Genomic DNA, 26818 nt, shown 5'->3' on the forward strand with positions numbered 1-26818 from the left:
ATGGAATTATATAGTCTTACAGCTCATCAGTTGAAAGACATGATTAAAAATAAAGAAGTAAAAGTAGAAGAAGTAGTTAATAGCTTTATAGATAGAATAGAAAGCGTTGATTCAAAAGTTGGAGCTTATCTTTATACAGGAAAAGAAGAAGCTATAGATACAGCTAAAAAACTTGATGAAAAAATATCTAAAGGTGAAGAACTAAAGGGATTAGGCGGGGTGCCTGTATCTATAAAAGATAACATAAGTGTTGAGGGAATGCAAAATACTTGTGCATCTAAAATATTAGAAGGTTATATTTCACCCTATGATGCCCATGTAGTGCAAAGAATAAAAGAAGAAGACGGTATCATACTTGGAAAGTTAAATATGGATGAATTTGCTATGGGATCTTCTAATGAAAATAGTGCATATAAGCTAGTAAGAAACCCTTGGGATTTAGAAAGAGTACCAGGAGGATCCTCTGGGGGATCTGCAGCAGCAGTTGCATCTATGGAGACACCGTTAGCACTAGGAACAGATACAGGTGGATCAGTAAGACAACCTGCTGCTCTATGTGGTATAGTAGGTGTTAAGCCAACCTATGGAAGAATCTCTAGATATGGAGCAGTAGCCTTTGGTTCTACCCTTGATCAAGTTGGAGTAATGGGGAAAGACGTAAGGGATTCTTCTTTAATAATGCAGCATATAGCAGGTGTGGATAATAAAGACTTTACTTCAGCAAAGATAGAAGTTCCTGATTATAGTGCTTGTTTAAACATGGATATTAAGGGAAAGAAAATAGGAATACCTAAAGAGTTCTTTGGAGAAGGCTTAGATGAAGGAGTAAGAAAGGCTGTAAATGAAGCTGTAAAAGTTCTAAGAGAAAATGGAGCAGAAGTTAAAGAATGTTCACTTCCATTAACAGATTATGCATTATCAGCATACTACATAATCTCTAGTGCTGAAGCTTCATCTAACTTAGCTAGATTCGATGGAATTAGATATGGAGCTAGAACAAAGAATTATTCAGATCCAGTGGATATATATTTTAAAACGAGAGATGAAGGTTTTGGAAAAGAAGTTAAGAGAAGAATAATGCTAGGAACTTACGTATTATCAGCAGGATACTATGACGCATATTACAAAAAGGCTTTAAAGGTTAGAAAACTTATAAAAGATGATTATGAACGCATATTTAAAGAATTTGATGCTATAATATCACCTACTTACCCAACTAAGGCCTTTAAAATTGGAGAAAAATCTGAAGATATAATGGCTATGTATTTATCTGATGCCTATACAGTTCCTGTAAGTGTAGCAGGATTGCCAGCTATATCTATACCATGTGGTATGGTTGATGGTCTTCCAGTAGGTATTCAAATAATAGGAAATTACTTTAGAGAAGACACCATATTTAATATAGCATATAGTTATGAACAATCCACAGATTGGCATAAAATGAGAGCTAAATTATAATTATCATTGGGTAAGAAAAGGAGTTGAAAAACATATGGATTTTGAAGCGGTGATTGGTTTAGAAGTGCATGCCGAACTTTCAACAGAAACTAAGATTTTTTGTGGATGTACAACAGAGTTTGGAGGAAAACCAAATACACATGTATGTCCTATATGCTTAGGATTGCCAGGTTCACTTCCACAATTAAATAAAAAGGTAGTAGAGTATGCTATTAAGGCTGGTTTAGCACTTAATTGTGATATAAATAAAGTTTGTAGAACGGATAGAAAGAATTATTTTTATCCAGATTGCCCTAAGAACTATCAGATTACTCAAGATGAAGTACCTATTTGTCATGACGGATATATTGAAATAGAACTTGACAATGGAGAAAAGAAGAAAATTGGAATAGAAAGAATACATATTGAAGAGGACGCTGGAAAGCTTCTTCATACTAAGGCAGGGACATTAGTTGACTTTAATAGAGCAGGGGTGCCTCTTATAGAAATAGTTTCAAAGCCAGATATGAGAAGTCCAGAGGAGGCCACTCTTTATTTGCAAAAGCTTAGAAGTATTTTAGCTTCAGTTCAAGTATCAGACTGCAAAATGGAAGAAGGATCTCTAAGATGTGATGGTAACATTTCTATAAGGGAAAAAGGAACTAGCAAATTTGGAGTTAGAACAGAAATAAAAAACATGAATTCTTTTAAGGCTTTAGAAAAAGCTCTTACATATGAATATAATAGGCAGGCAGAAGCAGTTGAAAATGGGGAAAGTTTATCTCAAGACACTAGAAGATGGGATGAAGCTAATAATGTTACTATAGTTATGAGAAGTAAGGAAAAGGCAAATGACTATAGATATTTCCCAGAGGGAGATTTAGTTACTATAAATGTATCTGATCAATGGATAGAAGAAATAAGAGAAACTATACCTGAATTACCACACGAAAAAGAAGATAGATTTGTAAGAGAATATGGAATACCTAAATATGATGCATCTGTATTGACCTTAACTATGGCTATGGCTCACTATTTTGAAGAAACAGCTAAATTAAGTGGAGATCCTAAGGCTTCTTCAAACTGGTTAATGGGAGATATATCTAGATTATTAAATGAAAACTCCATGACTGTTGAGGAATTGAAATTTACACCATCTCAACTTTCAGAATTAATCAAATTAATAAATTCCAATACTATTTCAAACAATATTGGAAAGAAAGTTGTAGAGGAAATGTTCAGTACTGGTAAGGATGCTAAAACTATAGTAGAAGAAAAAGGATTGGTTCAAAATAACGATGAAGGTGCTATATTAGAAGTAGTAAAGAAAGTTATAGAAGAAAATCCTAAATCCATAGAAGATTATAAGAGTGGAAAGAAAAGAGCAATTGGATTTTTAGTAGGTCTTATTATGAAGGAAACAAAGGGGAAAGCAAACCCTCAAATTGTAAACAAACTTGTAAATGATGAAGTTGAAAAACTTTAATAAAGAAACCTTGTGGATAAAAATCCACAAGGTTTTTTTATAAGTTAAATTCATCCTTTTCCGGTACAACAATTTGTATATTCTCTTTTAGTTTTAGATTAGTTGATAGATTATATATATGTAGATTTAGTTTTTCTAGCAAATAATTTTTGTACTTAAGTTGGTTAATTATTTGTTTTAAAATTATAAAGCCTAATACAGATACACTAATTAATACACACATAGTTACAATTCCAATAATTTCAACAGCAAGAAGCATATGTTCCCCTCCATATTATGAAAATACTAAATAATTACTAAATAGTTACAATATTATAAATTAAGTATATACCATAATAATATTTTTTAAAATAACTTGTTTTAATTTTTATGCAAAAGGGAATAATTATTAATATTAAATGGTAAAAATTTTATACGAGGGAAAAATAATGAAAAAATATATTGCGTTGATAATATGTATATTTGTGCTTATAAGTGGTTGTGTAGAAAAGAAAAAAGATATACATCATCTTGATAATAAAGATTCTATAGTATATGGGGTAGAAACTTTCCCTAAAGATTTAATTTTACTAGATGATACTATAGGAGAATATAATTACTTATTAGTTAACTTATTTGAAGGATTAGTGAAAAAAGATGATGAAGGTAACATTGTTCCAGGTTTAGCCTATAAATGGGATGTTGAAGAAAATGGTACTAAATATACTTTTAAAATTAGAAATGATGCTAAATGGAATAATGGCGAGAGTATAACAGCTAGAGATTTTGTTTATTTCTTTTCAGAAACGTTGAACGTAGGGGTAAATAATGTTTTTGATTATCATTTGTTTTATATAAAAGGTTTAGAAGAGTACAGAAAAGGAGATATTAATTTCTTAGAGACTGGCGTAAAAGAGGTTGATAAAAACACCTTGGAGATTACATTAAAATATCCCTGCAGTTATTTTTTAGATATTCTATCAAATCCCAGATATTCTTTAAGAAAAATAAATTATACTCTTAAAAGTTGGGAAAAGGATTATAATTATATAGCATATTCAGGACCATATATAATAAAAAATGTTAACAAAGATATATTAGAATTAGAGAATAATACTCAATATTGGGATAGTGAAAATGTAAAAAATGAAAAAATGACTATACAAAATGAGGGCAGCGAAGAGGGAGTTTTAGCAGCTTTTGCAACCTCTAAAGTTGATTTTTTAAAAATTTATGATTTATGGAATAATGAAAATATTAAAGATGGAAGTTATGTTATTGAAAATGATTCTTATATAGGGAAGGCTATAGCTTTTAATTTTAAAAGAGATAAAGTTAAAGATAATAAATTAAGAAAAGATATATATAATAGTATTGATAGAAATTATATAGTCAAAAATATTTTTAAAGATAGGGCTTCCCCTTGGAAATATTCTAAGGATAGAGTAGGCTCTTCTGGTAAATATAAAGATCTTTCTTTAGAACTTGTTTATATAAAAAATAAATATAACGATGAATTAGCAAAAGAAATAAAAAAGCAGTTAAAAAATGAGTTGAATATAAATATATTATTAAAAGGCTATAATGAAGTAGAAATGAAGGATGTATTGGAGAAGGATAACTATGATATGGTACTTTTAGAGATAATAAAAGAGTATAAAAACCCTATTTCATTTTATGAGAAAATATGCTCTAATAATTATTTTAATTTTTATAGTTATAAGAATAAAAATTACGACAACATAATATTAAATGCTAAAAAAGAAGGAGATACAGTGGAGCAAGATAAATTACTAAATGAAGGGGAAAAGATACTCATGGAGGAAGTGCCAGTAGTTCCTATATTATTTGTAAAGAATCTTATATATGCTGATAATAGTATTTATAATATATTTTTAAATTATAATGGTGATATATTATTCAATAATATTAGTTTTAATGATATTTAAAGCTTCCCAATTAAGTTCTATGGGAAGCTTTTTTGGTAGGTCCTTTTTTTACAAAATAAGCACAACTATAGTCATTGCTAATGAGATTAGAAATCTTTGATACATGGTTTAAAGTACAATTACCATTTTTACAATGAATACAATTTTCAGAGCAATTTATGTTCATCATATTTTACCTCCCTTAGTGTAAAGCAAAGGAAAAATATTAAAACTTATATTAACTATATTATATGCAATTACTTTATTTATATAGTAATTAAAATTTTACTTTATTGGCAACTAATATTATAGATATATATCATAAAGAAAAATGGTATTACGTTTCTGTCGCTATAAAATGAAGATTTACCTTGTTTAAATGAAGATTTTTTCTCGTTATATTTTACGCTCTTAATAAATACTGATGCTAAATTTAAATTTTCAGGAGATGCTATATATGATGGTTTAAATTCAGATTCATCTAATAGATCATCGGAATTTAAAGAAAAATTTTTATATCTTTCCCTATCATCTAAAGTAGGAGCTTCTGGCCAACTTAATATCATTCCTGAGTTTATTAATTGTCTTTTATAAACGCTAGCAATAATAGGAGATAGATTAGTAGAATCACAATCTAAATTTTCAGAGGATATCATAAGGCATAATAAATAAAGAGAAATGTCCATTGGAGAAAATTTTAAAGGGTCCTTTTCTTTTAATTTTACAAAAATTCCCCATTCTTCATTGTAACATTTAATTAATTCCTCATTTAGTCTATTCATTATATCCTTATATTTAATGAAGCCTGTATTTTTGTATAATAAGTATGAATTTATATAAGACAAACACAAATTTTCAATTTTTATTTCAGAATTTAGTTCAATATGATTAATATAATTTTCATTAATTAATTCAAAAATATCTAACATTAACAAATTAGCATCTTCATTTTTGGAATAACCATAAAATACATTCAGTGCAAAGCATAATTTTAGAAGTTCATCAATGGATAGAGTATATAATTCATGTCTATATTCTAAGAACATATTTAGTATGTCTAAAGAAAAATTTCTATAACCTAAAACATCCTCTGAGTCATCATCTAAAGATGCTTTGTAAAAAGCGGCCATTAATAAAGCCTGATCAGAGAATTTAAATTTATTATCTTTTGCTTCTAACTTGTAATCATCTGAAGAGGAATCGGTTAGGTCTATTTTATCAATAAAAACTCCTTCTTCATTTCTTAAATTGCTAGCATAAAATTGCAATTGTTTTTTCGCTATATTATCATATATAAGATGGTAGCAGTGTTTACGTTTATCAATATCTTCAAATTGTCTATAATAGTCCGCCAACTCTAGTAGTGATAAAGTCATAAATGCATTGGTTGTTATATTTATTTCTTTTTTAAATTTGTCATCAGCCCAATAAATTCTGTCATTTACGTTTTTTAGCTTTGGATTAGATTTTTTGTATATGGATATAATTGGGAAAGAGTGTTTCAATACGTTGACTTCACCTTCAGAGGTTTTTTTGTTTCTAAATTCTTTAGTATTCATGAGTATACCGCATTTTGAATTAAATAAGATATCTTTGAGAGATTCTTTTGATAGATGGAACAATTGATTTTTTATGTTCTCCTTGTTTAAAGTATTAAGTCTTAAGAAAGGTCCAATATATTTCAAACACAACACCTACTATAAAATTAATCCTTATATAAATAATATGATAAATATAAAGAAATAGTTCTAAGAAAATTTTAAATAGCAAAAAAATGTTATACTATTATATAATTGAGATTAAGAGAATTATATTTTTAACAACAGGATGGTGAAAAAATGAAAAAATTAATTATAGCTAGTAACAACAAAAATAAAATAAAAGAAATAAAAGAAATATTAGATGGTTTAAATATTGATGTAATATCCTTAAAAGAAGCAGGAATAGATATTGAAGTTGAGGAGACGGGGGATACCTTTATAGAAAATGCCTATATAAAAGCTTTAGAAATATTTAAATTATTTAAAGAAGATAATTATATGGTACTAGCTGATGATTCAGGTTTATCAGTGGAAGCTTTAGGAGGGCAACCAGGAATATATTCAGCAAGGTTTGCAGGTGAGCATGGAAATGATAAAAAGAACAACGAAAAATTACTCAATATGATGAAAGATGTTGAGAATAGAAAAGGAAAATTTATATGTGCAATGGTGCTAATTATAGATGAAAATAATACTATAAAAGTGCAAGGAGAAGTAGAAGGGGTCATTGGATATGAGGAAAAAGGTATTCATGGTTTTGGCTATGACCCTCTATTCTGCTATCCAGAGTACAATATGACCTTTGGGGAAATGGAGGGAAATCTCAAAAATAATATAAGTCATAGAAGAAGAGCTTTAAATGAACTTGAAAAAAAGATTAAAGAATATTTTCAGGGGGAATAGCAGTGTTAATCGGCGTTGTCAGTGATACCCATAGACATACTTGGATTTTAGATAGAGTTATGGATAAATTTACAGAGATAGACTTGCTAATACATCTAGGAGATAATATACAAGATGTAAAAGATTTTAGTAAGTTCTATAAAGGTGATATTATAAATGTAAAAGGTAATTGTGATTATTCTAATGCAGTTCCTTCAGAAATTATAACAGAAATAGGTGGATACAAGTTTTTTATTACTCATGGACACAACTATGATGTAAAAAATGGATTATCTAGACTGAAATATAAAGCTATGGAGTTAGAAGCTAGAGTAGTTTTATTTGGACATACTCATATTTCACAAATAGTATATGAAGAAGGGATATGGTTTATAAACCCTGGAAGCCCTGTTTTAGCAAGAGATGGATTTAATAGCGTGGCTTTGATACAAATGGATGGGGATAAGATAAATGCAAGTATAAAAGCAATTCGATAAAAAAAATTAAAAAAAATTAAAATGGGTATTGACGTATTAAAAGATATCGTGTAGAATAAACTATGTCGTCAGGAGTTAACAACGAAACGAACTCCTGAAACATAACGGGGTGTGGCGCAGATGGGAGCGCGCGTGGTTTGGGACCATGAGGTCGCAGGTTCAATCCCTGTCACCCCGACCACCATATGCGGGTGTAGCTCAATGGTAGAGTTCCAGCCTTCCAAGCTGGCTGTGAGGGTTCGATTCCCTTCACCCGCTCCATATAAGCGTCTTTAGCTCAGCTGGATAGAGCAACGCCCTTCTAAGGCGTGGGCCAGGGGTTCGAATCCCTTAAGACGCACCAAAAAGTTTTGGTGGATGTAGTTCAGCTGGTAGAGCGCCAGATTGTGGTTCTGGTTGTCGAGGGTTCGAGTCCCTTCATCCACCCCACAACATAATATTGGGATGTCGCCAAGCGGTAAGGCACGGGACTTTGACTCCCGCATTCGTAGGTTCGAATCCTGCCATCCCAGCCATAAAGCGATTCACTAGCTCAGTCGGTAGAGCACCTGACTTTTAATCAGGTTGTCCGGGGTTCGATTCCCCGGTGAGTCACCAATTAAATTATCTTAAATATTGAACATGCAGGCGTGGCGGAATTGGCAGACGCACTAGACTTAGGATCTAGCGCCTATGGCGTGGGGGTTCGACTCCCTTCGCCTGCACCAAACAATATTTTAAAAGATTTTAATATTTTATATTTGCGGGAGTGGCTCAGTGGTAGAGCGTCACCTTGCCAAGGTGAACGTCGCGAGTTCGAATCTCGTCTTCCGCTCCAAGTATGCGGGTGTAACTCAATGGTAGAGTGCTAGCCTTCCAAGCTAGTTACGAGGGTTCGATTCCCTTCACCCGCTCCAATTTGCGTCTTTAGCTCAGCTGGATAGAGCAACGCCCTTCTAAGGCGTGGGCCAGGGGTTCGAATCCCTTAAGACGCACCAAATAATGTGCCATTAGCTCAGTTGGTAGAGCACCTGACTCTTAATCAGGGTGCCCAGGGTTCGAGTCCCTGATGGCGCACCAAATGAATTTTAAACACATTTATAATAACGGGGTGTGGCGCAGATGGGAGCGCGCGTGGTTTGGGACCATGAGGTCGCAGGTTCAATCCCTGTCACCCCGACCACCATATGCGGGTGTAGCTCAATGGTAGAGTTCCAGCCTTCCAAGCTGGCTGTGAGGGTTCGATTCCCTTCACCCGCTCCAATTCGCGTCTTTAGCTCAGCTGGATAGAGCAACGCCCTTCTAAGGCGTGGGCCAGGAGTTCGAATCTCTTAAGACGCACCAAATTATGTGCTATTAGCTCAGTTGGTAGAGCACCTGACTCTTAATCAGGGTGCCCAGGGTTCGAGTCCCTGATGGCGCACCATATATGGTGAATGTAGTTCAGCTGGTAGAGCGCCAGATTGTGGTTCTGGTTGTCGAGGGTTCGAGTCCCTTCATTCACCCCATTTAAAGTGATTCACTAGCTCAGTCGGTAGAGCACCTGACTTTTAATCAGGTTGTCCGGGGTTCGATTCCCCGGTGAGTCACCAAATAAATTTTTAAAATATTAAACATGCAGGCGTGGCGGAATTGGCAGACGCACTAGACTTAGGATCTAGCGCCTACGGCGTGGGGGTTCGACTCCCTTCGCCTGCACCAAATAATATTTTAAGCGGGAGTGGCTCAGTGGTAGAGCGTCACCTTGCCAAGGTGAACGTCGCGAGTTCGAATCTCGTCTTCCGCTCCAAACATGCGGGTGTAGCTCAATGGTAGAGTTCCAGCCTTCCAAGCTGGCTGTGAGGGTTCGATTCCCTTCACCCGCTCCAAATTAATTTAATAGTTTTTAGGGCTTAAGCGCCCATAGCTCAGCTGGATAGAGTGACGGACTTCGAATCCGGATGTCGCAGGTTCAACTCCTGTTGGGCGCACCAATAATAAAGGTATTACGTATGGGTTGATATACAACAGACATTGCAAAACAAAAATGTTTTGCAATGTCTTGTTTTATATATTAAATATGATCAATAGAACCATTTTCATAATAGCTTATAAATTAGCTACAATAAAAAATGAAAGAAGAATTGTAGCTTTTATCCATAAAGGAATTTAAAAACAAGGAACTAATATAGAGTTAATAAGGGAAAATGGAGTTTTGCTATGGACTGTATAATTCTTAATTTGAATAAATAAAAATTGTTTCTCCCATTTTCTAAATAGGTGTTGATTTTTAATATAATATAGTATATCATATTAACAACGAATATTGGTTTGTAAAAATTCAAGAACATTCGCACTCATATATGCTTAGTAATATGGTCTAAGCGTTTCTACCAAGCAACCACAAATTGCTGGGCTATGGGTGTTTATGATGGTTTATTATTTTTTTTATAGTAGATCTTTATAAACTCCCTTGTCAAAAACAAGGGAGTTTTTATTTTACTCTAAAATCACTATTGAATATTAGAAAGGAAAGATATTATGCAATTATTAAAAGACAAGATAAGAAATGAAGGAGTAGTAATAGAAGATAGAATTTTAAAGGTTGATAACTTTTTAAATCACCAATTAGATGTAGAACTTTTTAATGAAATGGGAAAAGAATTTAAAAGAAGATTTAAAGACAAGAAAATAAATAAGATCCTTACTGTAGAGAGTTCAGGAATAGCTATAGCTTGCATTGTAGCTCAGCACTTTGGGAATATACCTGTAGTGTTTGCAAAGAAGCAAAAGCCTAATAGTATGGATGGAAGTATATATGAAGCTAGAGTGTATTCTTTTACTAAAGAGCAGGAGTGCTATATAAGGGTTTCAAAAAATTATTTAAATGAAGATGATTGTGTTTTAATTATAGATGACTTTTTAGCTAGTGGAAGTGCTGTAGCAGGAATGATAAATATTTGTAAGCAAGCTAATTGTTCAATAAGTGGAGTTGGCATTGCAATTGAAAAGAAATTTCAGGGTGGAAGAGAAATGGTACAAAAGGAAGGAATACAACTTGAGTCCTTGGCAATTCTTCAAGAAATGAAAAATGGTGAAGTTATTTTTGGTTAATTCATAAATAATTTTTAATAAGAAGGAGGAAATAAATATGAAAAAATTTAAAGGAATTTCTTTATTACTAATTTTTACTATGGTAATAACATTGTTTTCCGGTTGTGGAAGCAAAACAGGACAGGAAGGAAATAAAGATAAAAATGAAATAAAAGTAGGCTTTATTTATGTAGGTCCTACTACAGACGGTGGATATACATATACACATGATCAAGGAAGATTATATTTAGAAAAAGAGTTAAATGTACCAACTATGTATAAAGAATCTGTACCAGAAGATACAGCAAAGGCAGAAAAAGTTATTGAAGATATGATAAATCAAGGAGCTAATGTAATAATAGGTACAAGCTTTGGTTACATGGATGCCATGGAAAAGCAGGCTAAAAAACATAAGGATGTTAAGTTCCTTCATTGCTCAGGTAATAAAACTGCTGAAAATATGTCAAATTACTTTGGAAGAATATATGAAGCTAGATATTTATCAGGTATAGTTGCAGGCATGAAAACTAAAACTAATAAAATAGGATATGTTGCAGCTTTTCCATTACCTGAAGTTGTGAGAGGCATAAATGCTTTCACATTAGGAGTTCAATCTGTAAATCCAAATGCTAAAGTGGCAGTTAAGTGGACAAACACTTGGTATGATCCAGCTAGGGAAAAAGAAGGAGCTAAAGCATTATTAGATGAAGGTGCTGATGTTATAACACAACATCAAAATACAGCTGGTCCACAGCAGGCAGCAGAAGAAAAGGGAGCTTTTTCAATTGGATATAATACTGATATGAAAGATAAGGCACCTAACGCTTATATGACTTCAGCAGTGTTTAATTGGGGACCTTACTATGTTAGTCAAGTAAAAGCTATTCAAGAGGGAACATGGAAATCAGAAAGCTATTGGAAGGGATTATCTGATAACGTAGTAGGATTAGCAGAGTTAACTGAAAATGCTCCAGAGGGTGCAAAAGAAAAAGTAGAAAAAGCTAAAGAAGATATAATATCCGGAAAAAATAAAATATTTGTTGGACCATTAAAGGATCAAAGTGGAAAAGTTAGAGTAGAAGAAGGAAAAGTCATGACAGATGAAGAGTTATTACAGTTCAACTGGTTTGTGCAGGGAGTTGAAGGACAATTAGAAAATCAATAGGAATAGGTGAGGAAATGGAAGCGAAAACACCTTTTATTAAAATGGAAAATATAAAAAAGACTTTCGGCAAAGTGGTTGCAAATAATAATATAAACCTTTCAATATATGGCGGTGAAGTGCATGCTCTTTTAGGAGAGAATGGAGCAGGTAAGTCAACATTGATGAATATGCTATCAGGGGTATATACTCCTGATAGTGGTTCTATTTATATTAAAGGTAAAAAAGTAGAATTTAAATCTCCAACAGATGCTATACACTCAGGAATAGGTATGATATATCAACATTTTAAACTAGTTGACAATATGAGCGGAGAAGAAAATATTATACTAGGACAAAAAAATGGTATTTTTGTAAGTAAGAAAAGCATTAGAAATAAGATTAATGAAATTTGCAAAAAATATGATATAAGCACTGATCTAACAAAAAAAGTAGAAGATATGTCTGTAGGGGAAAAGCAAATAGTTGAAATTCTAAAGGTTTTATACAGAGGGGCAAACATTTTAGTTTTGGATGAACCAACAACAGTTTTCACAGTAGTAGAAGTGGAAAAATTATTTAATATTATAAATAAAATGAAGGAAAATGGATGTGCTGTCATATTTATATCTCATAAGATGGAAGAAGTTATGAGTATTTGTGATAAAATCACTGTGTTAAGAAAAGGAGAAGTTATAACTACTATTAATAAAGAAGAGGCTAGTCCTAAAATGTTAGCAGAATTAATGGTGGGTGAAGAGGTAGAGTTAAGTATTAATAAAGAAAAAGTAAGAATAGGGAAAGAAGTTCTTAGCATAAAAAACTTATCTTTATATAACGAAGACAAAATAGAAATTTTAAAAAATATAAGTTTCAACATACACAGAGGAGAGGTTGTAGGGATAGCAGGAATAGCCGGAAGTGGACAAAGAGAGCTTTGTGAAGCTATTGCTGGAATTACACCCGTTAAGCAGGGAGAAATAACAGTAGACAGTGAAAGCATAATTGGGAAAACACCTAGAGAAATAATCAATAAAGGAGTAAGTATGAGTTTCGTTCCAGAGGATAGGCTGGGAATGGGACTTGTTGCTTCTATGGATATGGTAGATAATTTGCTTTTAAAATCCTATCATCACCAAAAAGGGCTATTAATAAATAAAAAAGATATGATAGAAAAGGCTAATCAAATAAAAGAGGAATTAGATATAAAAACTCCAGATATTTATCATCCTATAAAGAATTTATCAGGAGGAAATATTCAAAAGATATTACTAGGAAGAGAATTAGATGTAAATCCAAATCTACTTATTATGGCATATCCAGTTAGAGGGCTAGATATAAACACATGCTACACTATATATAATTTAATTAATGATCAAAAGAAAAAAGGCGTTGGTGTTTTATATATAGGAGAAGATTTAGATGTACTAATACAGCTATGTGATAGAATTCTTGTTATGTGTAACGGAGAAGTTAAGGGAGAATTGATGAGCTTTGAAGCTACAAAAGAGAAGATTGGACTTTTAATGGGGGGCTCAAGGATAGAAAGAGAGGAGATAAAAGTTGTTTAGAGTAGTAAAAAAAAGTGAGGTTACAAATAAAGAGGCATTTATAATAAGAGCTACTTTCATAATATTTGCTTTTTTAGCTATAGGAATTTTTATTGCTTTTTTAGGTTTTAATCCTATAAGTGTTTACGCTACTATGATTAAAGGCGCTTTTGGTTCAAGCTATAGCTTTAAACAAACTTTAATAAAGGCTATACCTCTCTTAATATCAGCTCTTGGAATATCAGTAGCCTTCAAAATGAAATTTTGGAACATTGGGGGAGAAGGGCAAATAATAATGGGGGCATTTTTATCCTCATATTTTGCTTTGAATTTTCCTGAATTAAATTCTTTTTTACTTATTCCAATTATGATTTTAGCTGGAGTTATTGGAGGTGCCTTATGGGCTTTTATACCAGCGGTTCTAAAATGGAAATGGGGTACTAATGAGACTATTGTAACTCTTATGATGAATTATATAGCTCTTAAATTTGTTACTTACTTACAGTATGGACCATGGAAAGATCCAACGGCTCTGGGATTTCCTAAAATACCTAATTTTAGTGACAATGGGATTATTCCTGAATTTTTAGGAATTCATATAGGATGGTTAATTGCTCTATTGTTAGTAGCGTGTATGTATATATTTATGAATCGTTCAAAAAAGGGTTATGAAATTTCAATATTAGGAGAGAGTGAAAAAACTGCCCTTTATGCAGGTGTGAATATTAAAAATACATTGATATTCGCCATGTTACTCAGTGGAGGGTTATGTGGTTTAGTAGGCATGATACAGGCCTCAGGAGTTAGTAACACCCTATCTATAGAAGTTGCCGGTGGAGTAGGTTACACTGCTATAACTATAGCTTGGTTATCAAATTTAAATTCTATTGTAATTCTAATAGTATCAGTATTATTTGCTGCCTTGGTTGAAGGAGGTTCCTTTATACAAACAGCTTTCAATATTCCAGAGGCAGTTGCATTAATAATACAATCTACAATATTATTCTTCATACTTGGAAGCGAATTTTTCTTAAGATATAAATTAGTGAAAAAGGTCGCTACTCCTATAGATATTAAGGAGGTGGCTTAAGTTGAATAACTATGTATCATTTTTACAAGCTGCAATTGTAGCAGGTACTCCATTGTTATTTGCAACTTTAGGAGAAGTGATAACGGAAAAAGCCGGTAATTTGAATTTAGGCTTAGAAGGTATGATGACTATGGGAGCAGTTTTTGGATTTATGGTAGGGATAAAAACTAATAATCCAATTTTAGCTATAATGGGAGCAGCTTTAGCAGGAATATTTGGTGGATTAATATATGCTTTTTTAACTATAACATTAAGAGCTAATCAAGTAGTTTCGGGATTGACATTAACTATATTTGGTACAGGACTATCCAGCTTTGTAGGAAAAAGTTTAGTTGGAAACGTAGTATCAGATAATATAAAAGAGTTTTTCAAACCTGTTGCAGTACCAATACTTAGTAAAATACCTTATGTAGGTGAAATATTATTTACACAAGATTTATTCGTTTATTTAGGATATATTACAGCAATAATACTTGGAATTTATATGTTTAAGACTTCAAAGGGGTTAAATCTTTTATCCGTAGGTGAAAATCCTAAATGTGCAGATGCATCAGGTATAAATGTAAATTTATATAAGTATCTTCATGTTCTTTTAGGAGGGGCCCTTTGCGGAGTAGGAGGGGCGTACTTATCTTTGGTTTATGTTCCAGCTTGGCAGGAAAACATTGTAGCAGGAAGAGGATGGATAGCCGTGGCACTAGTTATATTTGTAGCTTGGAATCCATATAAAGCAATGATTGGTTCTTATTTTTTTGGAGGATTAGATATCATAGGCTTTAGACTACAAGGATCGGGAATACACATATCACAATATATAATAGATATGTTTCCATATATTATTACAATTATAGTTATGGTAATTGTATCTATAAAAAAGGATTCAAAGAATTCTCCACCTAAAGCATTAGGAGTGTCTTATTTTAGGGAAGAGAGATAAAAAATTAGAGATAAAAAATTATTGACTATAAAAAAGAATAGTGATATTATAAGTAAAAGAAAAAAGAATATATTGCCTTTAAAGAGGGGTCCTGTGAGGCCTAAAAGGAAAGTGTTGGATAAATAAAATTTGTCTATTGGTATAAGTATATCTATGCCTTCCTTTGAGGAAGGCATTTTTTTATTACCTTTAAAATTAGTACAGAGAGACTAAAAAGGAGGATTAACATGTTAAAGGAAAGACATTTAATTGACCCTATGGATCTAACAATTGAAGAGACTGAAAATTTATTAGAACTTGCTGAAAATATATACCTAAACCCAGAGAAATACTCAAAACTTTGTGAAGGGAAGATTCTTGCTACTCTATTCTATGAGCCAAGCACAAGAACTAGATTAAGTTTTGAAGCAGCCATGATGAGACTGGGTGGAAAGGTTATAGGATTTTCTGAAGCAAGTTTTTCTTCTGTGTCAAAAGGAGAAAGTATAGCAGATACAATAAGAACTATCTCCTGCTACGCTGATGTGGCAGTTATAAGACATCCAAAAGAAGGCGCACCTAAAATTGCATCCATGTATTCATCCATACCTGTGGTTAACGCAGGAGATGGTGGTCATCAACATCCAACTCAAACGCTTACAGATTTAATGACAATTAAATCCTTAAAAGGCAGCTTATCAAATTTGACCGTTGGTTTCTGTGGAGATTTAAAATTCGGAAGAACGGTACATTCTTTAATTAAATCCTTATCTCGCTATGAGAATAACAAAATGATTTTGATTTCACCAGAAGAATTAAAAATTCCAAATTATATAAGAACAGAAATATTGGAGAAAAACAATATAGAATATGATGAAAGAGAAAATTTAGAAGAAGTAATTGCTTTGCTAGACATCCTATATATGACTAGAGTACAAAAGGAAAGATTTTTTAACGAGGAAGATTATATAAGATTAAAGGATAGTTATATATTAGATGAAGAAAAAATTAAAAAAGCCTCTAAAAATATGAATATACTACATCCACTACCAAGAGTGAATGAGATTAGTTACGAAATAGATAAAGATCCTAGGGCTTGCTACTTTAAACAAGCAGAGTATGGAATGTATGTGAGAATGGCATTGATACTAAAGCTTTTGGGGGTGATGTAATGTTAAAGGTAACTAGCATAAAAAATGGAATAGTAATTGACCACATTAAATCAGGATATGGAATAAAAATTTACAATTACTTGGAGTTAGATAAGGCGGACTACTCTGTAGCTTTAATAATGAATGTATATAGCGAAAAGTTAGGTAAAAAAGATATTATAAAGATTGAGAATAATATAGACATAGATTTTACAGTATTAGGTCTTATAGATCCAAACATTACTATAAATATAATTCAAAATGAACATATAAAAGAGAAGGTAAATCTTCATCTTCCAGTTAGGGTAGAAGGCTTACTAAAATGTAAAAACCCAAGATGTATAACCTCAATAGAAAAATACGTACCACATATCTTTCACTTAGTTGATAGAAAAAAAGGTGAGTACAAGTGTGAGTATTGTGAAGAAGTGTACAAAGTTGAGGTGGATTATCTATGGAATTGTTAATAAAAGGAGCTAGGGTTGTAGATTGGTCTCAAGATTTTTATGGAGATGTTTATATAAAAGATGGAATTATAGATGAAATAGGTAAAGATATAAAAAAAGACTGTAAGATAATAAACGGACAGGGAAAAGTTTTAATGCCAGCTTTTATAGATTTACATGTACATTTTAGAGAACCGGGTTTTACTTATAAGGAGGACATTGAAAGTGGAAGTAGAGCAGCAGTGAGGGGTGGATATACTGCAGTAAATTTAATGGCAAATACAAACCCTGTATGTAGCAATATGGAAATAATAAATGGTGTATTAACCAAGGGGAGAGAAGTTAATTTAGTGGATATTCACCAAGTAGCTTCAATTACAAAGGACTTTGATGGTAAGACAATAAGTCACATAGATTCTCTAGATGATAGGGTAAGGATTATATCTGAAGATGGCAAGGAAGTAATGAATAGCAACATAATGCTTAATGCTATGCTAAAAGCAAAAGCTAAAAATATAACCGTAATGTGTCACTGTGAAAATGATGAGTTAATAGAAGAGAATACGAGATTAGCAGAAAATACAATGACATGGAGAAATGTAACTCTAGCTAAATATACAGGTTGTCCTGTTCATATAGCTCATGTAAGTACTAAAGAAGCTATGGAATATATAATAGAGGGTAAGAAAACTGGACATAAAATTACCTGTGAAGTAACTCCGCACCATATAGCATTAACAGATGAAGTAAATTATAGAGTAAACCCTCCTATTAGGAAAAAAGAGGACGTAAAATTCTTGATAGACTGTATAAAGGAAGGCTTGATAGATACCATAAGTACAGATCATGCACCTCATACCCTAGAAGATAAGTTAAAGGGAGCTCCAGGAATATCAGGAATAGAAACATCATTTTCAATATGCTATACAAAGTTAGTAAGAGAAGAAGGGTTAAGCTTGAATAAGTTATCAGAACTAATGTCAAAAAATCCCAGTGGAATTATGGGGATGAATAAAGGAGAAATAAAAATAGGATTAGAAGGAGACGTAGTTTTAGTAGATATAGAAAAACAATGTGAAATAGAAGTAGAAAAATTCATGTCTAAAGGAAGGAATACACCTTTTAGTGGTATGAAGTTTTATGGTGAAATATTAAAAACTATAAAGAGTGGAAGAATTGTATATGACAATGTTGAGGAGGAGCAGAAATGATTATAGATAGGTTATATGAGAGTGTAGATAAAAGAGGACATGTATGTGTGGGATTAGATACATCAATAGATTATTTGCCTGAAGAATTTATAAACAAATGTGGATCACAGGGAGAGGCAATATTTAGATTTAATCAAAGAGTAATAGATGCTACCTCTGATGTAGCAGCTTGTTTCAAAGTTCAAATTGCTTATTATGAGGCTTTAGGGTTAGAAGGATTAATGGCTTATAAGAAAACCTTAGAATATATTAGAAGTTTAAATATCTTAGTAATTTCAGATATAAAAAGAGGGGATATAGCTGATACTGCAAAAATGTATGCTAAAGCTCACTTTGAAGGGGATTTTCAAACAGATTTTATAACTTTAAATCCTTATATGGGAATGGATAGTATAGAGCCATATCTTCCATACTTAAAGAATAAAGAAAAGGGACTCTTTGTACTAGTTAGAACATCAAATGAAGGGGCTAAAGATATAGAGTACTTAAATGTTAATAATAATGAAAAAGTCTATGAAGCTGTTGGAGAAAAAGTAAATATCCTAGGAAAAGAATACATGGGTGAGAGTGGTTATAGTTCCATAGGTGGAGTTGTAGGATGTACTCATGTAGATGAAGCATTGAGCATAAGAAGTAAATTAAATAATACCTTTTTCTTAATACCTGGATATGGTGCTCAAGGGGGAAGAGCAGAAGATGTGGCGCTGTATTTAAAGAATGGAAATGGTGGTGTTGTAAATTCCTCAAGAGGAATACTCTTAGCTTATAAAAGAGCAGGTGGAGAATTTAATCATTTTGAGGATTACTCAAGAAAAGAAGCGATAAACATGAGAGATTCCATCTTAATGCATTGTAAAAAATAAGGTGAAGAAAGGATAAAATCATGGAATATAGAGAAGAGAAGGTTTTATATAACAAAGAAATCTGTAATGGAATATGGGAACTTAAACTTTCAGGAAAATTTCAAGGAAGGCCAGGACAGTTTTATATGTTAAGAGCCTGGGAAAATGAACCTTTGCTTAGTAGGCCAATAAGTATCTATTCAATAGATGAAGAGGGCATAAGTTTTTTATATAAAATAGTAGGTAAAGGTACTGAAATATTAAAAAAGCTCCAAAAGGGAGATGAGGTTAAGGTGACAGGTCCCCTAGGAAACGGATTCCCAATGGAGAAGATAAAAGGTAAAGTTGCTATAGTAGTTGGAGGAATTGGTATAGCTCCAATGCGTTACTTAACACAAGGATTAGAGGGGTGTGAGGTTCATCTTTACGCAGGCTTTAGAGATGAGTCCTACTCAGTAGATAGTTTTTCGCCTTATATAAAGAAGAGTGTAATAGTTACAGAAACTGGAGAAGAAGGGGAAAAGGGTTATGTAACTGATTATATAGATGTAGAGGACTATAATGTAGTTTTAAGCTGCGGTCCAGAAATAATGATGAATAAGTTAATAAAGCAATGTAAAGAAAAATCAATACCTCTCTATGTATCACTAGAAAAACACATGGCCTGTGGAGTAGGGGCATGCTTAGTATGCACATGTAAAACTAAGGATGGATATAAAAGAACTTGTAAAGAAGGTCCAGTTTTCTTAGGAGAGGAGCTAGAGGAATAATATGAAGGTAAACATATGTGGAGTAGATTTAAAGAATCCAGTAATAGCGGCTTCCGGTACCTTTGGTTTTGGAGAGGAATACAATGAGTTTTATTCTGTATCTAAATTAGGAGGTATAAGCACAAAAGGTCTAACAATAAATAAGAAAAGTGGAAACCATGGATTGAGAGTTTTTGAAACCACAGGAGGAATGTTAAATAGCGTAGGGCTACAGAATCCTGGCGTGGATGACTTTATACACTATGAATACCCAGAGATGAAGAAACTTGAAACAGTAATACTTGCAAACTTAGGCGGTGGAACAATAGAAGATTATTTAAAGGGTATAGAGCTTTTAAATAAAACAGATGTAGATATGATTGAATTAAATATATCTTGTCCTAATGTTAAAGAAGGTGGCATGGCCTTTGGTATAAAATCAAAAGTTGCATATGAAGTTGTAAAGGAAGTTAAGGATATATGCAATAAACCATTAATAGTCAAGCTATCCCCTAACGCAGAAGACATCGTAGATATGGCATATAAATGTTGTGAAGCTGGAGCGGACGGACTATCCTTAGTAAACACATTTAAAGCTATGGCAATAGATATAAATGGTAGAAGAACTGTGTTCAACAACATAACAGCAGGGCTTTCAGGGCCAGCAATAAAACCAATTGCCTTAAGAATGGTATATGAAGTATGCAAGGCAGTGGATGTACCTGTAATTGGATTGGGTGGAATAATGAACTGGCAAGATGCCATTGAGTTTATAATGGCAGGAGCTACTGCAATACAAATAGGGACGGTTAATTTTATAGATCCTAATGCAGGGATTACAATAATTCAGGGAATGGAAAGTTACATGAAAGCTGAAGGTATAAAGAGCTTAGAAGAAATAAGAGGAATAATTTAGGAGGGTTTAATTATGGAAAACACAATAATTCAGATCTTAAAAGAAAGTGAAGCGCTTTTAGAAGGACATTTTCTACTATCCTCAGGAAGACACAGTGATAAATACTGTCAGTGTGCAAAGTTGTTACAATACCCAGATAAGGCAGAAGAGGTATTAAAAACAGTAAGTGAGCAATTAAGAAATGTGGACTTTGATTTAGTAGTGGGTCCAGCAATGGGTGGAGTTGTGGTAGCTTACGAATTGGCTAGACAGTTAAAGAAACCAGGAATATTTTCAGAAAGAGAAAATGGAGTTATGACTTTGAGAAGGGGATTTGAAATAAAAAAGGGTGAAAGGATAATCATATCCGAAGATGTTATAACTACAGGAAAATCTTCCTTAGAAGTTGTTAAGCTTATAGAAGAATTAGGAGGAGAAGTAGTAGGATTGTGCTGCATAGTAGATAGAAGGGATGAAGGGGTGGAAATGCCTTTCCCAATATATAGTGCTGTAAAAATACATGTTAAATCTTATGAAAAAGAAGAGTGTCCATTATGTAAGGAAGGAATACCACATGTTAAACCAGGAAGCAGAAATATGAAGTAATAATATCCTTTTAATTAGTCCAGTGAGGCTAAAAAGGTTAGGGAATTTGGAATAAATCCATTTTTCCTCACCTTAAAATTTAATAAGAGGTGATGAAAATGAAAGGATTTTTATATTTAGAAGATGGAAGTGTTTATGAAGGGAATATATTCGGTAAAGAAGGAGTTGTAACAGGAGAGATAGTTTTTAATACTGCTATGACAGGTTATGAAGAGATATTGACAGATCCTTCTTATGCTGGACAAATAATAAATATGACCTATCCTAATATAGGTAACTACGGTACAAATAGCTTTGATATGGAAAGCAATAAAATATATGCAAAGGGGTTAGTTGTAAGAAACCTATGCAATATCCCATCCCATTATATGAGCGAAGAAAATATAGATGAGTTTCTAAAAAGGATGAATGTAGTTGGAATACATGGAGTGGATACAAGAAGCATAACTAAAAAAATAAGAGATGTTGGCACAATGAAGTGTGTAATATCTAATAAAGAAATGAGCGTAGAAGAACTTAAAAACAATATAGATAGCTACCAGTGGGACTTAAACTTTGTAGAGATGGTCAGCAGAAAATCTATTGAGGAAATCCAAGGAACAGGACCTAGAATAGGGGTAATGGACTTTGGAATTAAGGGTAATATTATAGAGAAGTTTAAAAAGTTAAACTGTAATATAACATTACTTCCATGGAATACAACCTTTGAAGAAATAGATAAGCTAAACTTAGATGGCATTTTTTTAAGCAATGGACCAGGAGATCCCGAAGTATTAAAGGATACTGTTAAAACTGTAAAAAGCATAATAAAGAAGTATCCCACCTTTGGTATATGCTTGGGACATCAAATAATAGCTTTAGCACTAGGAGGCAATACCTATAAGATGAAATATGGTCATAGAGGTGGAAATCATGGAATCTATGACGTGGAAAGAGATAAGACCTTTATAGCTTCTCAAAATCATAGCTATGCAGTGGATAGAGAAAGTATAAAGGATAAAAGTATAATAGTAACTCACTATAACTTGAATGATAATACAGTGGAGGGCATAAAACATAAGAGCTTGCCAGTGTTTTCAGTTCAATTTCATCCAGAAGGATCGGCAGGTCCAGAGGATACAGATTATCTTTTTCATAATTTCATTAAGAATATAAAGATAAATAAAGTTAAAAAAAGTGCTTAAGGAGGAAAGATTATGCCATTAGATAAAACATTAAATAAGGTAATAATATTAGGATCAGGCCCAATTATAATTGGACAAGGAGCGGAATTTGATTATTCTGGCACACAGGCTTGTAAGGCGCTAAAAGAAGAAGGAATAGAGGTAGTGTTGGTTAATAGTAATCCAGCTACCATAATGACAGATAATCATATAGCAGACAGGATTTATATAGAGCCTTTAAATGAAGAAACCCTAGAGAAGATAATAGAAAAAGAGAAACCACAGGGGATCCTCGCAGGCTTTGGAGGGCAAACAGCTCTTAACTTAGCTATGAAGCTAAAAGATAATGGAGTTTTAGATAGATATAATGTAAGAATGCTTGGGGTAAATTCTGAAGCTATTAAAAAAGCTGAGAGTAGGGAAGAATTTAAAAACTTAATGCTAGAAATAGGAGAGCCAACTCCTATGAGTATAATAGCTACAAGAATGGAGGAATGTGAGGAGTTTGTAGAAAAATATGGTTTCCCAGTCATCATAAGACCAGCTTATACTCTTGGTGGAACTGGAGGGGGAATAGCAAACAACCTTCAAGAACTTAGGGAAATATGTAAGTTAGGATTGAAACTTAGCCCAATTAATCAAATATTATTAGAACAAAGTGTGGCAGGATGGAAAGAGATAGAGTTTGAGGTTATAAGAGATAAGAAGGATAATTGCATAATTATCTGTAGCATGGAAAACTTCGATCCAGTAGGTATTCACACAGGGGATAGCATAGTGGTAGCACCTTGCCAGACCTTAAGAGATAAGGAATATCAAATGCTAAGAAAATCTTCTATAGATATAATTAGAAGTTTAAAGTTAGAGGGTGGATGTAATGTGCAATTTGCCCTACACCCTACAAGCATGGAGTATATAGTAATTGAAGTAAATCCAAGAGTAAGCAGATCCAGTGCCTTAGCATCTAAAGCCACTGGATATCCAATAGCGAAAATCGCAGCTAAAATAGCAATAGGATATAGCTTAGATGAAATAAAGAATTCTGTAACAGGAAGCTCTAGTGCTTGTTTTGAACCAGTTGTAGATTATGTGGTTACTAAGATACCAAAGTGGCCTTTTGATAAATTCACAAAGGCGGAAAGAACTCTTGGTACGCAAATGAAGGCAACGGGAGAGGTTATGTCTATAGGTAGGTCCTTTGAAAATTCTTTATTAAAGGGAATCATATCACTAGATGGTAAGTTCACCTCATTGAAAATGAAAGAATTAGAGAAGATAAATAAAGAAGAACTACTAGAAATAATTAAGTTAACAGATGATAGAAGAGTATTTGCTATAGCGGAAGGGTTAAAAAAAGGGTTAAGTAAAAATTTAATAAATGAAGTTACAGGAATTGATTTATGGTTCTTAAATGGAGTAGAAAATATAATCAATATGGAAAAAAGGGTGGAGAAAGAAAGTTTAAGTAAAGAGTTTTTAAGAGAAATTAAGGAACTTGGATTTACAGATAAATTAATAAGTGAATTAAAGGGCATATCCACAGAAGAAATTGAAAGATTAAGAGAGGAATATGCAGTCCATCCAGTGTATAAAATGGTAGATACCTGCGGAGGAGAGTTTAAATCCAGTACGCCATACTACTACTCATCTTACGAATTGGATAATGAAAATATAATTACAGAAGATAAAAAAGTACTTATTATAGGTTCAGGGCCAATAAGAATTGGACAGGGTATAGAATTTGATTACTGCTCCGTTCATGGAATATGGGGTATTAAAAAGGCTGGGTATAAAGCCATAATAATAAATAATAATCCAGAAACAGTAAGTACGGATTTCGATACAGGTGACAAGCTTTACTTTGAACCGATATATATAGAAAATATCATGGATGTAATAAGAGAAGAAAAGGTTGAAGGAGTAATATTAGAATTAGGGGGACAAACTTCCATAAACCTTGCAGAAGAATTGAATAGAAGAGGGGTTAAAATTTTAGGAACTTCATTTCAAGGAATAGACTTAGGTGAGGACAGGGATAAATTTAAAGAGTTTTTAGATGAATTAAATATATCTTCACCAGAAGGGATTGCGGTTATAAATGAAGAAGAAGCTTATAAAGCTGCAGAAAAAATAGGATACCCTGTGGTAGTAAGGCCATCTTATGTAATAGGTGGAAGGGCAATGGAAGTTGTGTACAACAAAGAAAGCCTTGAGAAGTATATAAAGGAAGCAGTGAGTCTATCCATGGATCATCCAATACTTATTGATAGGTATATAAAAGGTATTGAAATTGAAGTAGATGCTTTATGCGATGGGGAGGAGATACTCATACCTGGTATTATGGAGCATATGGAAAGGACAGGGGTTCATTCAGGAGATAGTATGATAGTATACCCTACGCTGAGCTTAAAGGAAGAAGTAATCAATAAGATTGTAGAATATACAAGAAAAATAGGAATAGGAATTAATATAAAAGGATTATTAAATATACAGTATGCATATGATGGAGAAAAGGTATATGTAATTGAAGTGAATCCAAGAGCATCTAGAACTGTTCCTATATTAAGTAAAATAATAGGAATACCAATGGTGAATATATCTGTACAAATTAAATTAGGAAGAACTTTGAAAGAATGTGGTTATGGGGTGGGGTTAGCTCCAACTAAAAACTTATATGCAGTAAAGGTACCGGTTTTTTCAGGGGAGAAGTTGAATAATGCAGATATATATTTAGGACCAGAAATGAAATCTACTGGTGAAGTATTAGGAATTGGGAAAAGTTTAGAGGAAGCCTTATATAAAGGCTTTATGGGGGCAGGAATTCCAGTTCATAATGGAGGAAATTTATATGTTTCGTTAAAAGATGTTGATAGACTGGAAAGTATAGATGTTTTTAAGGAATATATAAAGCTTGGATTTAAAATATATGCTACGTCTGGTACAGCTAGATATTTAATGGAAAATGGGATAGCTTGTGAAGAGAAAGATTTTGAGCAAGGTGAAATCATGATAAAAAATGGGGAAATAAGCTTAGTTATCAATACACCTACTAGAGGAAATGAACTCTATAGGGAAGGCTTCAAATTAAGAAGAACTTGTTCACAATATAGGGTACCTACATTTACATGTATAGATACAGCAAAAGCATACTTAACTGTAGTTGATATGGTAGCTAAGTCCAATACTTCCATAAGTTATAATACAATGGAGGAATATTTTAGCTAATAGAAAAGAAAGGGATTATTAATTCCCTTTTTTTTATTTATTATACGTATTATTTACAAAAAATTATTATTAATTCTAAGATAATTGAGTTATAATAAATATGACTTCTATAAATTTTATTATGGTAGTTAGGAGGAATTAGTGTGGGGAAACCAAGTATTTTCAGTAAAGATTATGAAAAAAAGATGAAAAAAAGAAGGATAAGAATCATTGGAACATTTTTAGCGATTTTGTTTATTGTAGTAGGAGCTTGGTTTTACCGAAGAGCTGATATAAAAAATATTCTATCTAAGAATAAGATTAATACAGAAAAAAACAAAGAAGATAATAAAAAGACTCTTACTACTGATAATGGGGACAAAAACAAAGAAAATAAGGAAAGCAAAGAGGAAATAAAAAAAGAAGAAGGGTATGATTTTAAGCTAAGTGATGGAGAAAATTTAAAAGTTATATATGAAATAAATGATAAAGATAAAAAGTTTAAATATATACATCCATTGGACAGTAAGACTATATATGATATAAGCCCTTCAGCTAAATTAATGACAATATATGATCCAAAAGTTCAAAGAATCTATCGTATGAATATTGAAGGGAAAGTTGAGGACATAACTAATCCTAGATACACATCTACTAATGGTGAGTTTTCTATAACAAGAGAAGAACATTTGAAAGCAAACCCCGATTATATATGGTGTTCCTCTCCTAAATTTATAGATGAGAATAATATAGCTTACGTAAGTCAATTACCTTGGTTTAATAGAAGCAAACAGTATATATGGATTGTAAACTTACAAAATAATACTCATAGGTATGTTCAAAATGTAGAAGGAAATGATATAAAATTAGATAGATTAAATGAAGAAGGATTGGGTATAATTGTAGATGGAGAAAAAGCTACGTTAAAGCCTAGCGGTGAATTAATAAAGTAATATATTATTAATTAATAGCTGTATTAATCAATAAAAAATCAATATAAAAACTTTACTTAATTTATAAAAAACTATTTGTAAAATATAATTTATTCCTATA

At 32.5% G+C, this 26818-nt stretch carries 23 protein-coding genes, 21 tRNA genes and 1 riboswitch; of the genes, 41 read left to right on the top strand and 3 right to left on the bottom strand.

The annotated features are described in order from the left end of the window. Positions 1–1458, top strand: a complete 1458-nt coding sequence (gene gatA / locus KQI86_RS13575; protein WP_216439917.1) for an Asp-tRNA(Asn)/Glu-tRNA(Gln) amidotransferase subunit GatA — start codon at positions 1–3, stop codon at positions 1456–1458. Positions 1459–1492: 34 nt separating this feature from the next. Beyond that, positions 1493–2923: an Asp-tRNA(Asn)/Glu-tRNA(Gln) amidotransferase subunit GatB gene (gene gatB / locus KQI86_RS13580; RefSeq protein ID WP_216439918.1), complete on the top strand. Its 1431-nt coding sequence runs from the start codon at positions 1493–1495 to the stop codon at positions 2921–2923. A gap of 37 nt (positions 2924–2960) precedes the next feature. Here gatB and KQI86_RS13585 read toward each other — a convergent pair whose 3' ends face one another. Next, positions 2961–3182, bottom strand: a complete 222-nt coding sequence (locus KQI86_RS13585; RefSeq protein WP_216439919.1) for a hypothetical protein — start codon at positions 3180–3182, stop codon at positions 2961–2963. 169 nt (positions 3183–3351) lie between these two features. Between KQI86_RS13585 and KQI86_RS13590 the strand changes: the two genes are divergently transcribed. Beyond that, positions 3352–4851, top strand: coding sequence for a peptide ABC transporter substrate-binding protein (locus tag KQI86_RS13590; RefSeq protein ID WP_216439920.1), 1500 nt, complete (start codon positions 3352–3354; stop codon positions 4849–4851). Between the two features lie 10 nt (positions 4852–4861). On the opposite strand, the gene KQI86_RS13595 is transcribed toward KQI86_RS13590, so the two are convergent. Further along, complete coding sequence (locus KQI86_RS13595) at positions 4862–5020, bottom strand: hydroxymyristoyl-ACP dehydratase (protein ID WP_216439921.1); 159 nt, start codon at positions 5018–5020, stop codon at positions 4862–4864. Positions 5021–5120: 100 nt separating this feature from the next. Further along, positions 5121–6515, bottom strand: a complete 1395-nt coding sequence (locus KQI86_RS13600; protein WP_216439922.1) for a hypothetical protein — start codon at positions 6513–6515, stop codon at positions 5121–5123. 153 nt (positions 6516–6668) lie between these two features. Between KQI86_RS13600 and KQI86_RS13605 the strand changes: the two genes are divergently transcribed. From KQI86_RS13605 to KQI86_RS13790, 38 genes are all read left to right on the top strand, one after another. Next, on the top strand, positions 6669–7274 hold the full coding sequence (locus tag KQI86_RS13605) for an XTP/dITP diphosphatase (RefSeq protein ID WP_216439923.1): 606 nt from the start codon (positions 6669–6671) through the stop codon (positions 7272–7274). A gap of 2 nt (positions 7275–7276) precedes the next feature. Next, the gene (locus tag KQI86_RS13610; RefSeq protein WP_216439924.1) at positions 7277–7750 is read left to right on the top strand and encodes a metallophosphoesterase family protein; all 474 of its coding nucleotides are present in this window, start codon (positions 7277–7279) and stop codon (positions 7748–7750) included. A 105-nt stretch (positions 7751–7855) separates the two neighbouring features. Then, positions 7856–7931 (top strand) — tRNA-Pro (locus KQI86_RS13615). A 6-nt stretch (positions 7932–7937) separates the two neighbouring features. Further along, positions 7938–8011, top strand: a tRNA-Gly gene (locus KQI86_RS13620). A 5-nt stretch (positions 8012–8016) separates the two neighbouring features. Further along, positions 8017–8093, top strand: a tRNA-Arg gene (locus tag KQI86_RS13625). Positions 8094–8103: 10 nt separating this feature from the next. Further along, a tRNA-His gene (locus tag KQI86_RS13630) sits at positions 8104–8179 on the top strand. A gap of 11 nt (positions 8180–8190) precedes the next feature. Then, positions 8191–8265: transfer RNA gene (locus KQI86_RS13635), tRNA-Gln, on the top strand. A 6-nt stretch (positions 8266–8271) separates the two neighbouring features. Then, a tRNA-Lys gene (locus KQI86_RS13640) sits at positions 8272–8347 on the top strand. 26 nt (positions 8348–8373) lie between these two features. Further along, positions 8374–8457 (top strand) — tRNA-Leu (locus KQI86_RS13645). A 35-nt stretch (positions 8458–8492) separates the two neighbouring features. Next, positions 8493–8567, top strand: a tRNA-Gly gene (locus tag KQI86_RS13650). Between the two features lie 5 nt (positions 8568–8572). After that, positions 8573–8646 (top strand) — tRNA-Gly (locus KQI86_RS13655). 4 nt (positions 8647–8650) lie between these two features. Beyond that, positions 8651–8727 (top strand) — tRNA-Arg (locus KQI86_RS13660). A gap of 6 nt (positions 8728–8733) precedes the next feature. Then, a tRNA-Lys gene (locus KQI86_RS13665) sits at positions 8734–8809 on the top strand. Between the two features lie 27 nt (positions 8810–8836). After that, positions 8837–8912, top strand: a tRNA-Pro gene (locus KQI86_RS13670). A gap of 6 nt (positions 8913–8918) precedes the next feature. Next, positions 8919–8992: transfer RNA gene (locus tag KQI86_RS13675), tRNA-Gly, on the top strand. Positions 8993–8996: 4 nt separating this feature from the next. After that, positions 8997–9073, top strand: a tRNA-Arg gene (locus KQI86_RS13680). 6 nt (positions 9074–9079) lie between these two features. Beyond that, positions 9080–9155 (top strand) — tRNA-Lys (locus tag KQI86_RS13685). A 6-nt stretch (positions 9156–9161) separates the two neighbouring features. Next, a tRNA-His gene (locus tag KQI86_RS13690) sits at positions 9162–9237 on the top strand. 8 nt (positions 9238–9245) lie between these two features. Further along, positions 9246–9321: transfer RNA gene (locus KQI86_RS13695), tRNA-Lys, on the top strand. Between the two features lie 25 nt (positions 9322–9346). After that, positions 9347–9430, top strand: a tRNA-Leu gene (locus KQI86_RS13700). A gap of 13 nt (positions 9431–9443) precedes the next feature. Further along, positions 9444–9518: transfer RNA gene (locus tag KQI86_RS13705), tRNA-Gly, on the top strand. A 5-nt stretch (positions 9519–9523) separates the two neighbouring features. Then, a tRNA-Gly gene (locus tag KQI86_RS13710) sits at positions 9524–9597 on the top strand. A gap of 28 nt (positions 9598–9625) precedes the next feature. Continuing rightward, positions 9626–9702 (top strand) — tRNA-Arg (locus tag KQI86_RS13715). 343 nt (positions 9703–10045) lie between these two features. Further along, positions 10046–10147, top strand: a riboswitch (purine riboswitch). Between the two features lie 102 nt (positions 10148–10249). Continuing rightward, positions 10250–10822 (top strand): xanthine phosphoribosyltransferase, encoded by a 573-nt coding sequence (locus tag KQI86_RS13720; RefSeq protein ID WP_216439925.1) that lies wholly within the window; start codon positions 10250–10252, stop codon positions 10820–10822. Positions 10823–10859: 37 nt separating this feature from the next. Continuing rightward, positions 10860–11966, top strand: a complete 1107-nt coding sequence (locus KQI86_RS13725; RefSeq protein ID WP_216439926.1) for a BMP family ABC transporter substrate-binding protein — start codon at positions 10860–10862, stop codon at positions 11964–11966. A 41-nt stretch (positions 11967–12007) separates the two neighbouring features. Continuing rightward, positions 12008–13513, top strand: coding sequence for an ABC transporter ATP-binding protein (locus tag KQI86_RS13730; protein ID WP_425514379.1), 1506 nt, complete (start codon positions 12008–12010; stop codon positions 13511–13513). Further along, a complete protein-coding gene (locus tag KQI86_RS13735; RefSeq protein ID WP_216439928.1) occupies positions 13506–14582 on the top strand; it encodes an ABC transporter permease in 1077 nt (358 codons plus the stop codon). Before KQI86_RS13730 ends, KQI86_RS13735 begins: the two co-directional genes overlap by 8 nt. 1 nt (position 14583) lies before the next feature. Further along, complete coding sequence (locus tag KQI86_RS13740; protein ID WP_216439929.1) at positions 14584–15519, top strand: ABC transporter permease; 936 nt, start codon at positions 14584–14586, stop codon at positions 15517–15519. Between the two features lie 227 nt (positions 15520–15746). Next, on the top strand, positions 15747–16670 hold the full coding sequence (pyrB, locus tag KQI86_RS13745; protein WP_216439930.1) for an aspartate carbamoyltransferase: 924 nt from the start codon (positions 15747–15749) through the stop codon (positions 16668–16670). Continuing rightward, positions 16670–17116 (top strand): aspartate carbamoyltransferase regulatory subunit, encoded by a 447-nt coding sequence (locus KQI86_RS13750; protein WP_216439931.1) that lies wholly within the window; start codon positions 16670–16672, stop codon positions 17114–17116. The genes pyrB and KQI86_RS13750 overlap by 1 nt, the downstream gene beginning before the upstream one ends. Further along, positions 17104–18306 carry a dihydroorotase gene (locus tag KQI86_RS13755; protein ID WP_216439932.1) on the top strand — a complete coding sequence of 401 codons (1203 nt, stop codon included), beginning with the start codon at positions 17104–17106 and terminating at the stop codon, positions 18304–18306. The genes KQI86_RS13750 and KQI86_RS13755 overlap by 13 nt, the downstream gene beginning before the upstream one ends. Then, complete coding sequence (gene pyrF / locus KQI86_RS13760; protein ID WP_216439933.1) at positions 18303–19169, top strand: orotidine-5'-phosphate decarboxylase; 867 nt, start codon at positions 18303–18305, stop codon at positions 19167–19169. The genes KQI86_RS13755 and pyrF overlap by 4 nt, the downstream gene beginning before the upstream one ends. A gap of 20 nt (positions 19170–19189) precedes the next feature. Continuing rightward, positions 19190–19918, top strand: a complete 729-nt coding sequence (locus tag KQI86_RS13765) for a dihydroorotate dehydrogenase electron transfer subunit (RefSeq protein ID WP_216439934.1) — start codon at positions 19190–19192, stop codon at positions 19916–19918. 1 nt (position 19919) lies between these two features. Beyond that, positions 19920–20813, top strand: coding sequence for a dihydroorotate dehydrogenase (locus tag KQI86_RS13770; protein ID WP_216439935.1), 894 nt, complete (start codon positions 19920–19922; stop codon positions 20811–20813). A gap of 12 nt (positions 20814–20825) precedes the next feature. Continuing rightward, positions 20826–21398, top strand: coding sequence for an orotate phosphoribosyltransferase (gene pyrE / locus KQI86_RS13775; RefSeq protein ID WP_216439936.1), 573 nt, complete (start codon positions 20826–20828; stop codon positions 21396–21398). Between the two features lie 98 nt (positions 21399–21496). Continuing rightward, positions 21497–22582 carry a glutamine-hydrolyzing carbamoyl-phosphate synthase small subunit gene (gene carA / locus KQI86_RS13780; protein WP_216439937.1) on the top strand — a complete coding sequence of 362 codons (1086 nt, stop codon included), beginning with the start codon at positions 21497–21499 and terminating at the stop codon, positions 22580–22582. Between the two features lie 12 nt (positions 22583–22594). Next, the gene (gene carB / locus KQI86_RS13785) at positions 22595–25786 is read left to right on the top strand and encodes a carbamoyl-phosphate synthase (glutamine-hydrolyzing) large subunit (RefSeq protein ID WP_216439938.1); all 3192 of its coding nucleotides are present in this window, start codon (positions 22595–22597) and stop codon (positions 25784–25786) included. A 143-nt stretch (positions 25787–25929) separates the two neighbouring features. Further along, positions 25930–26718, top strand: coding sequence for a hypothetical protein (locus tag KQI86_RS13790; RefSeq protein WP_216439939.1), 789 nt, complete (start codon positions 25930–25932; stop codon positions 26716–26718). Positions 26719–26818: the final 100 nt, after the last annotated feature.

This window comes from Clostridium mobile (assembly GCF_018918285.1).
GTDB lineage: Bacteria > Bacillota > Clostridia > Clostridiales > Clostridiaceae > Clostridium_AW > Clostridium_AW mobile.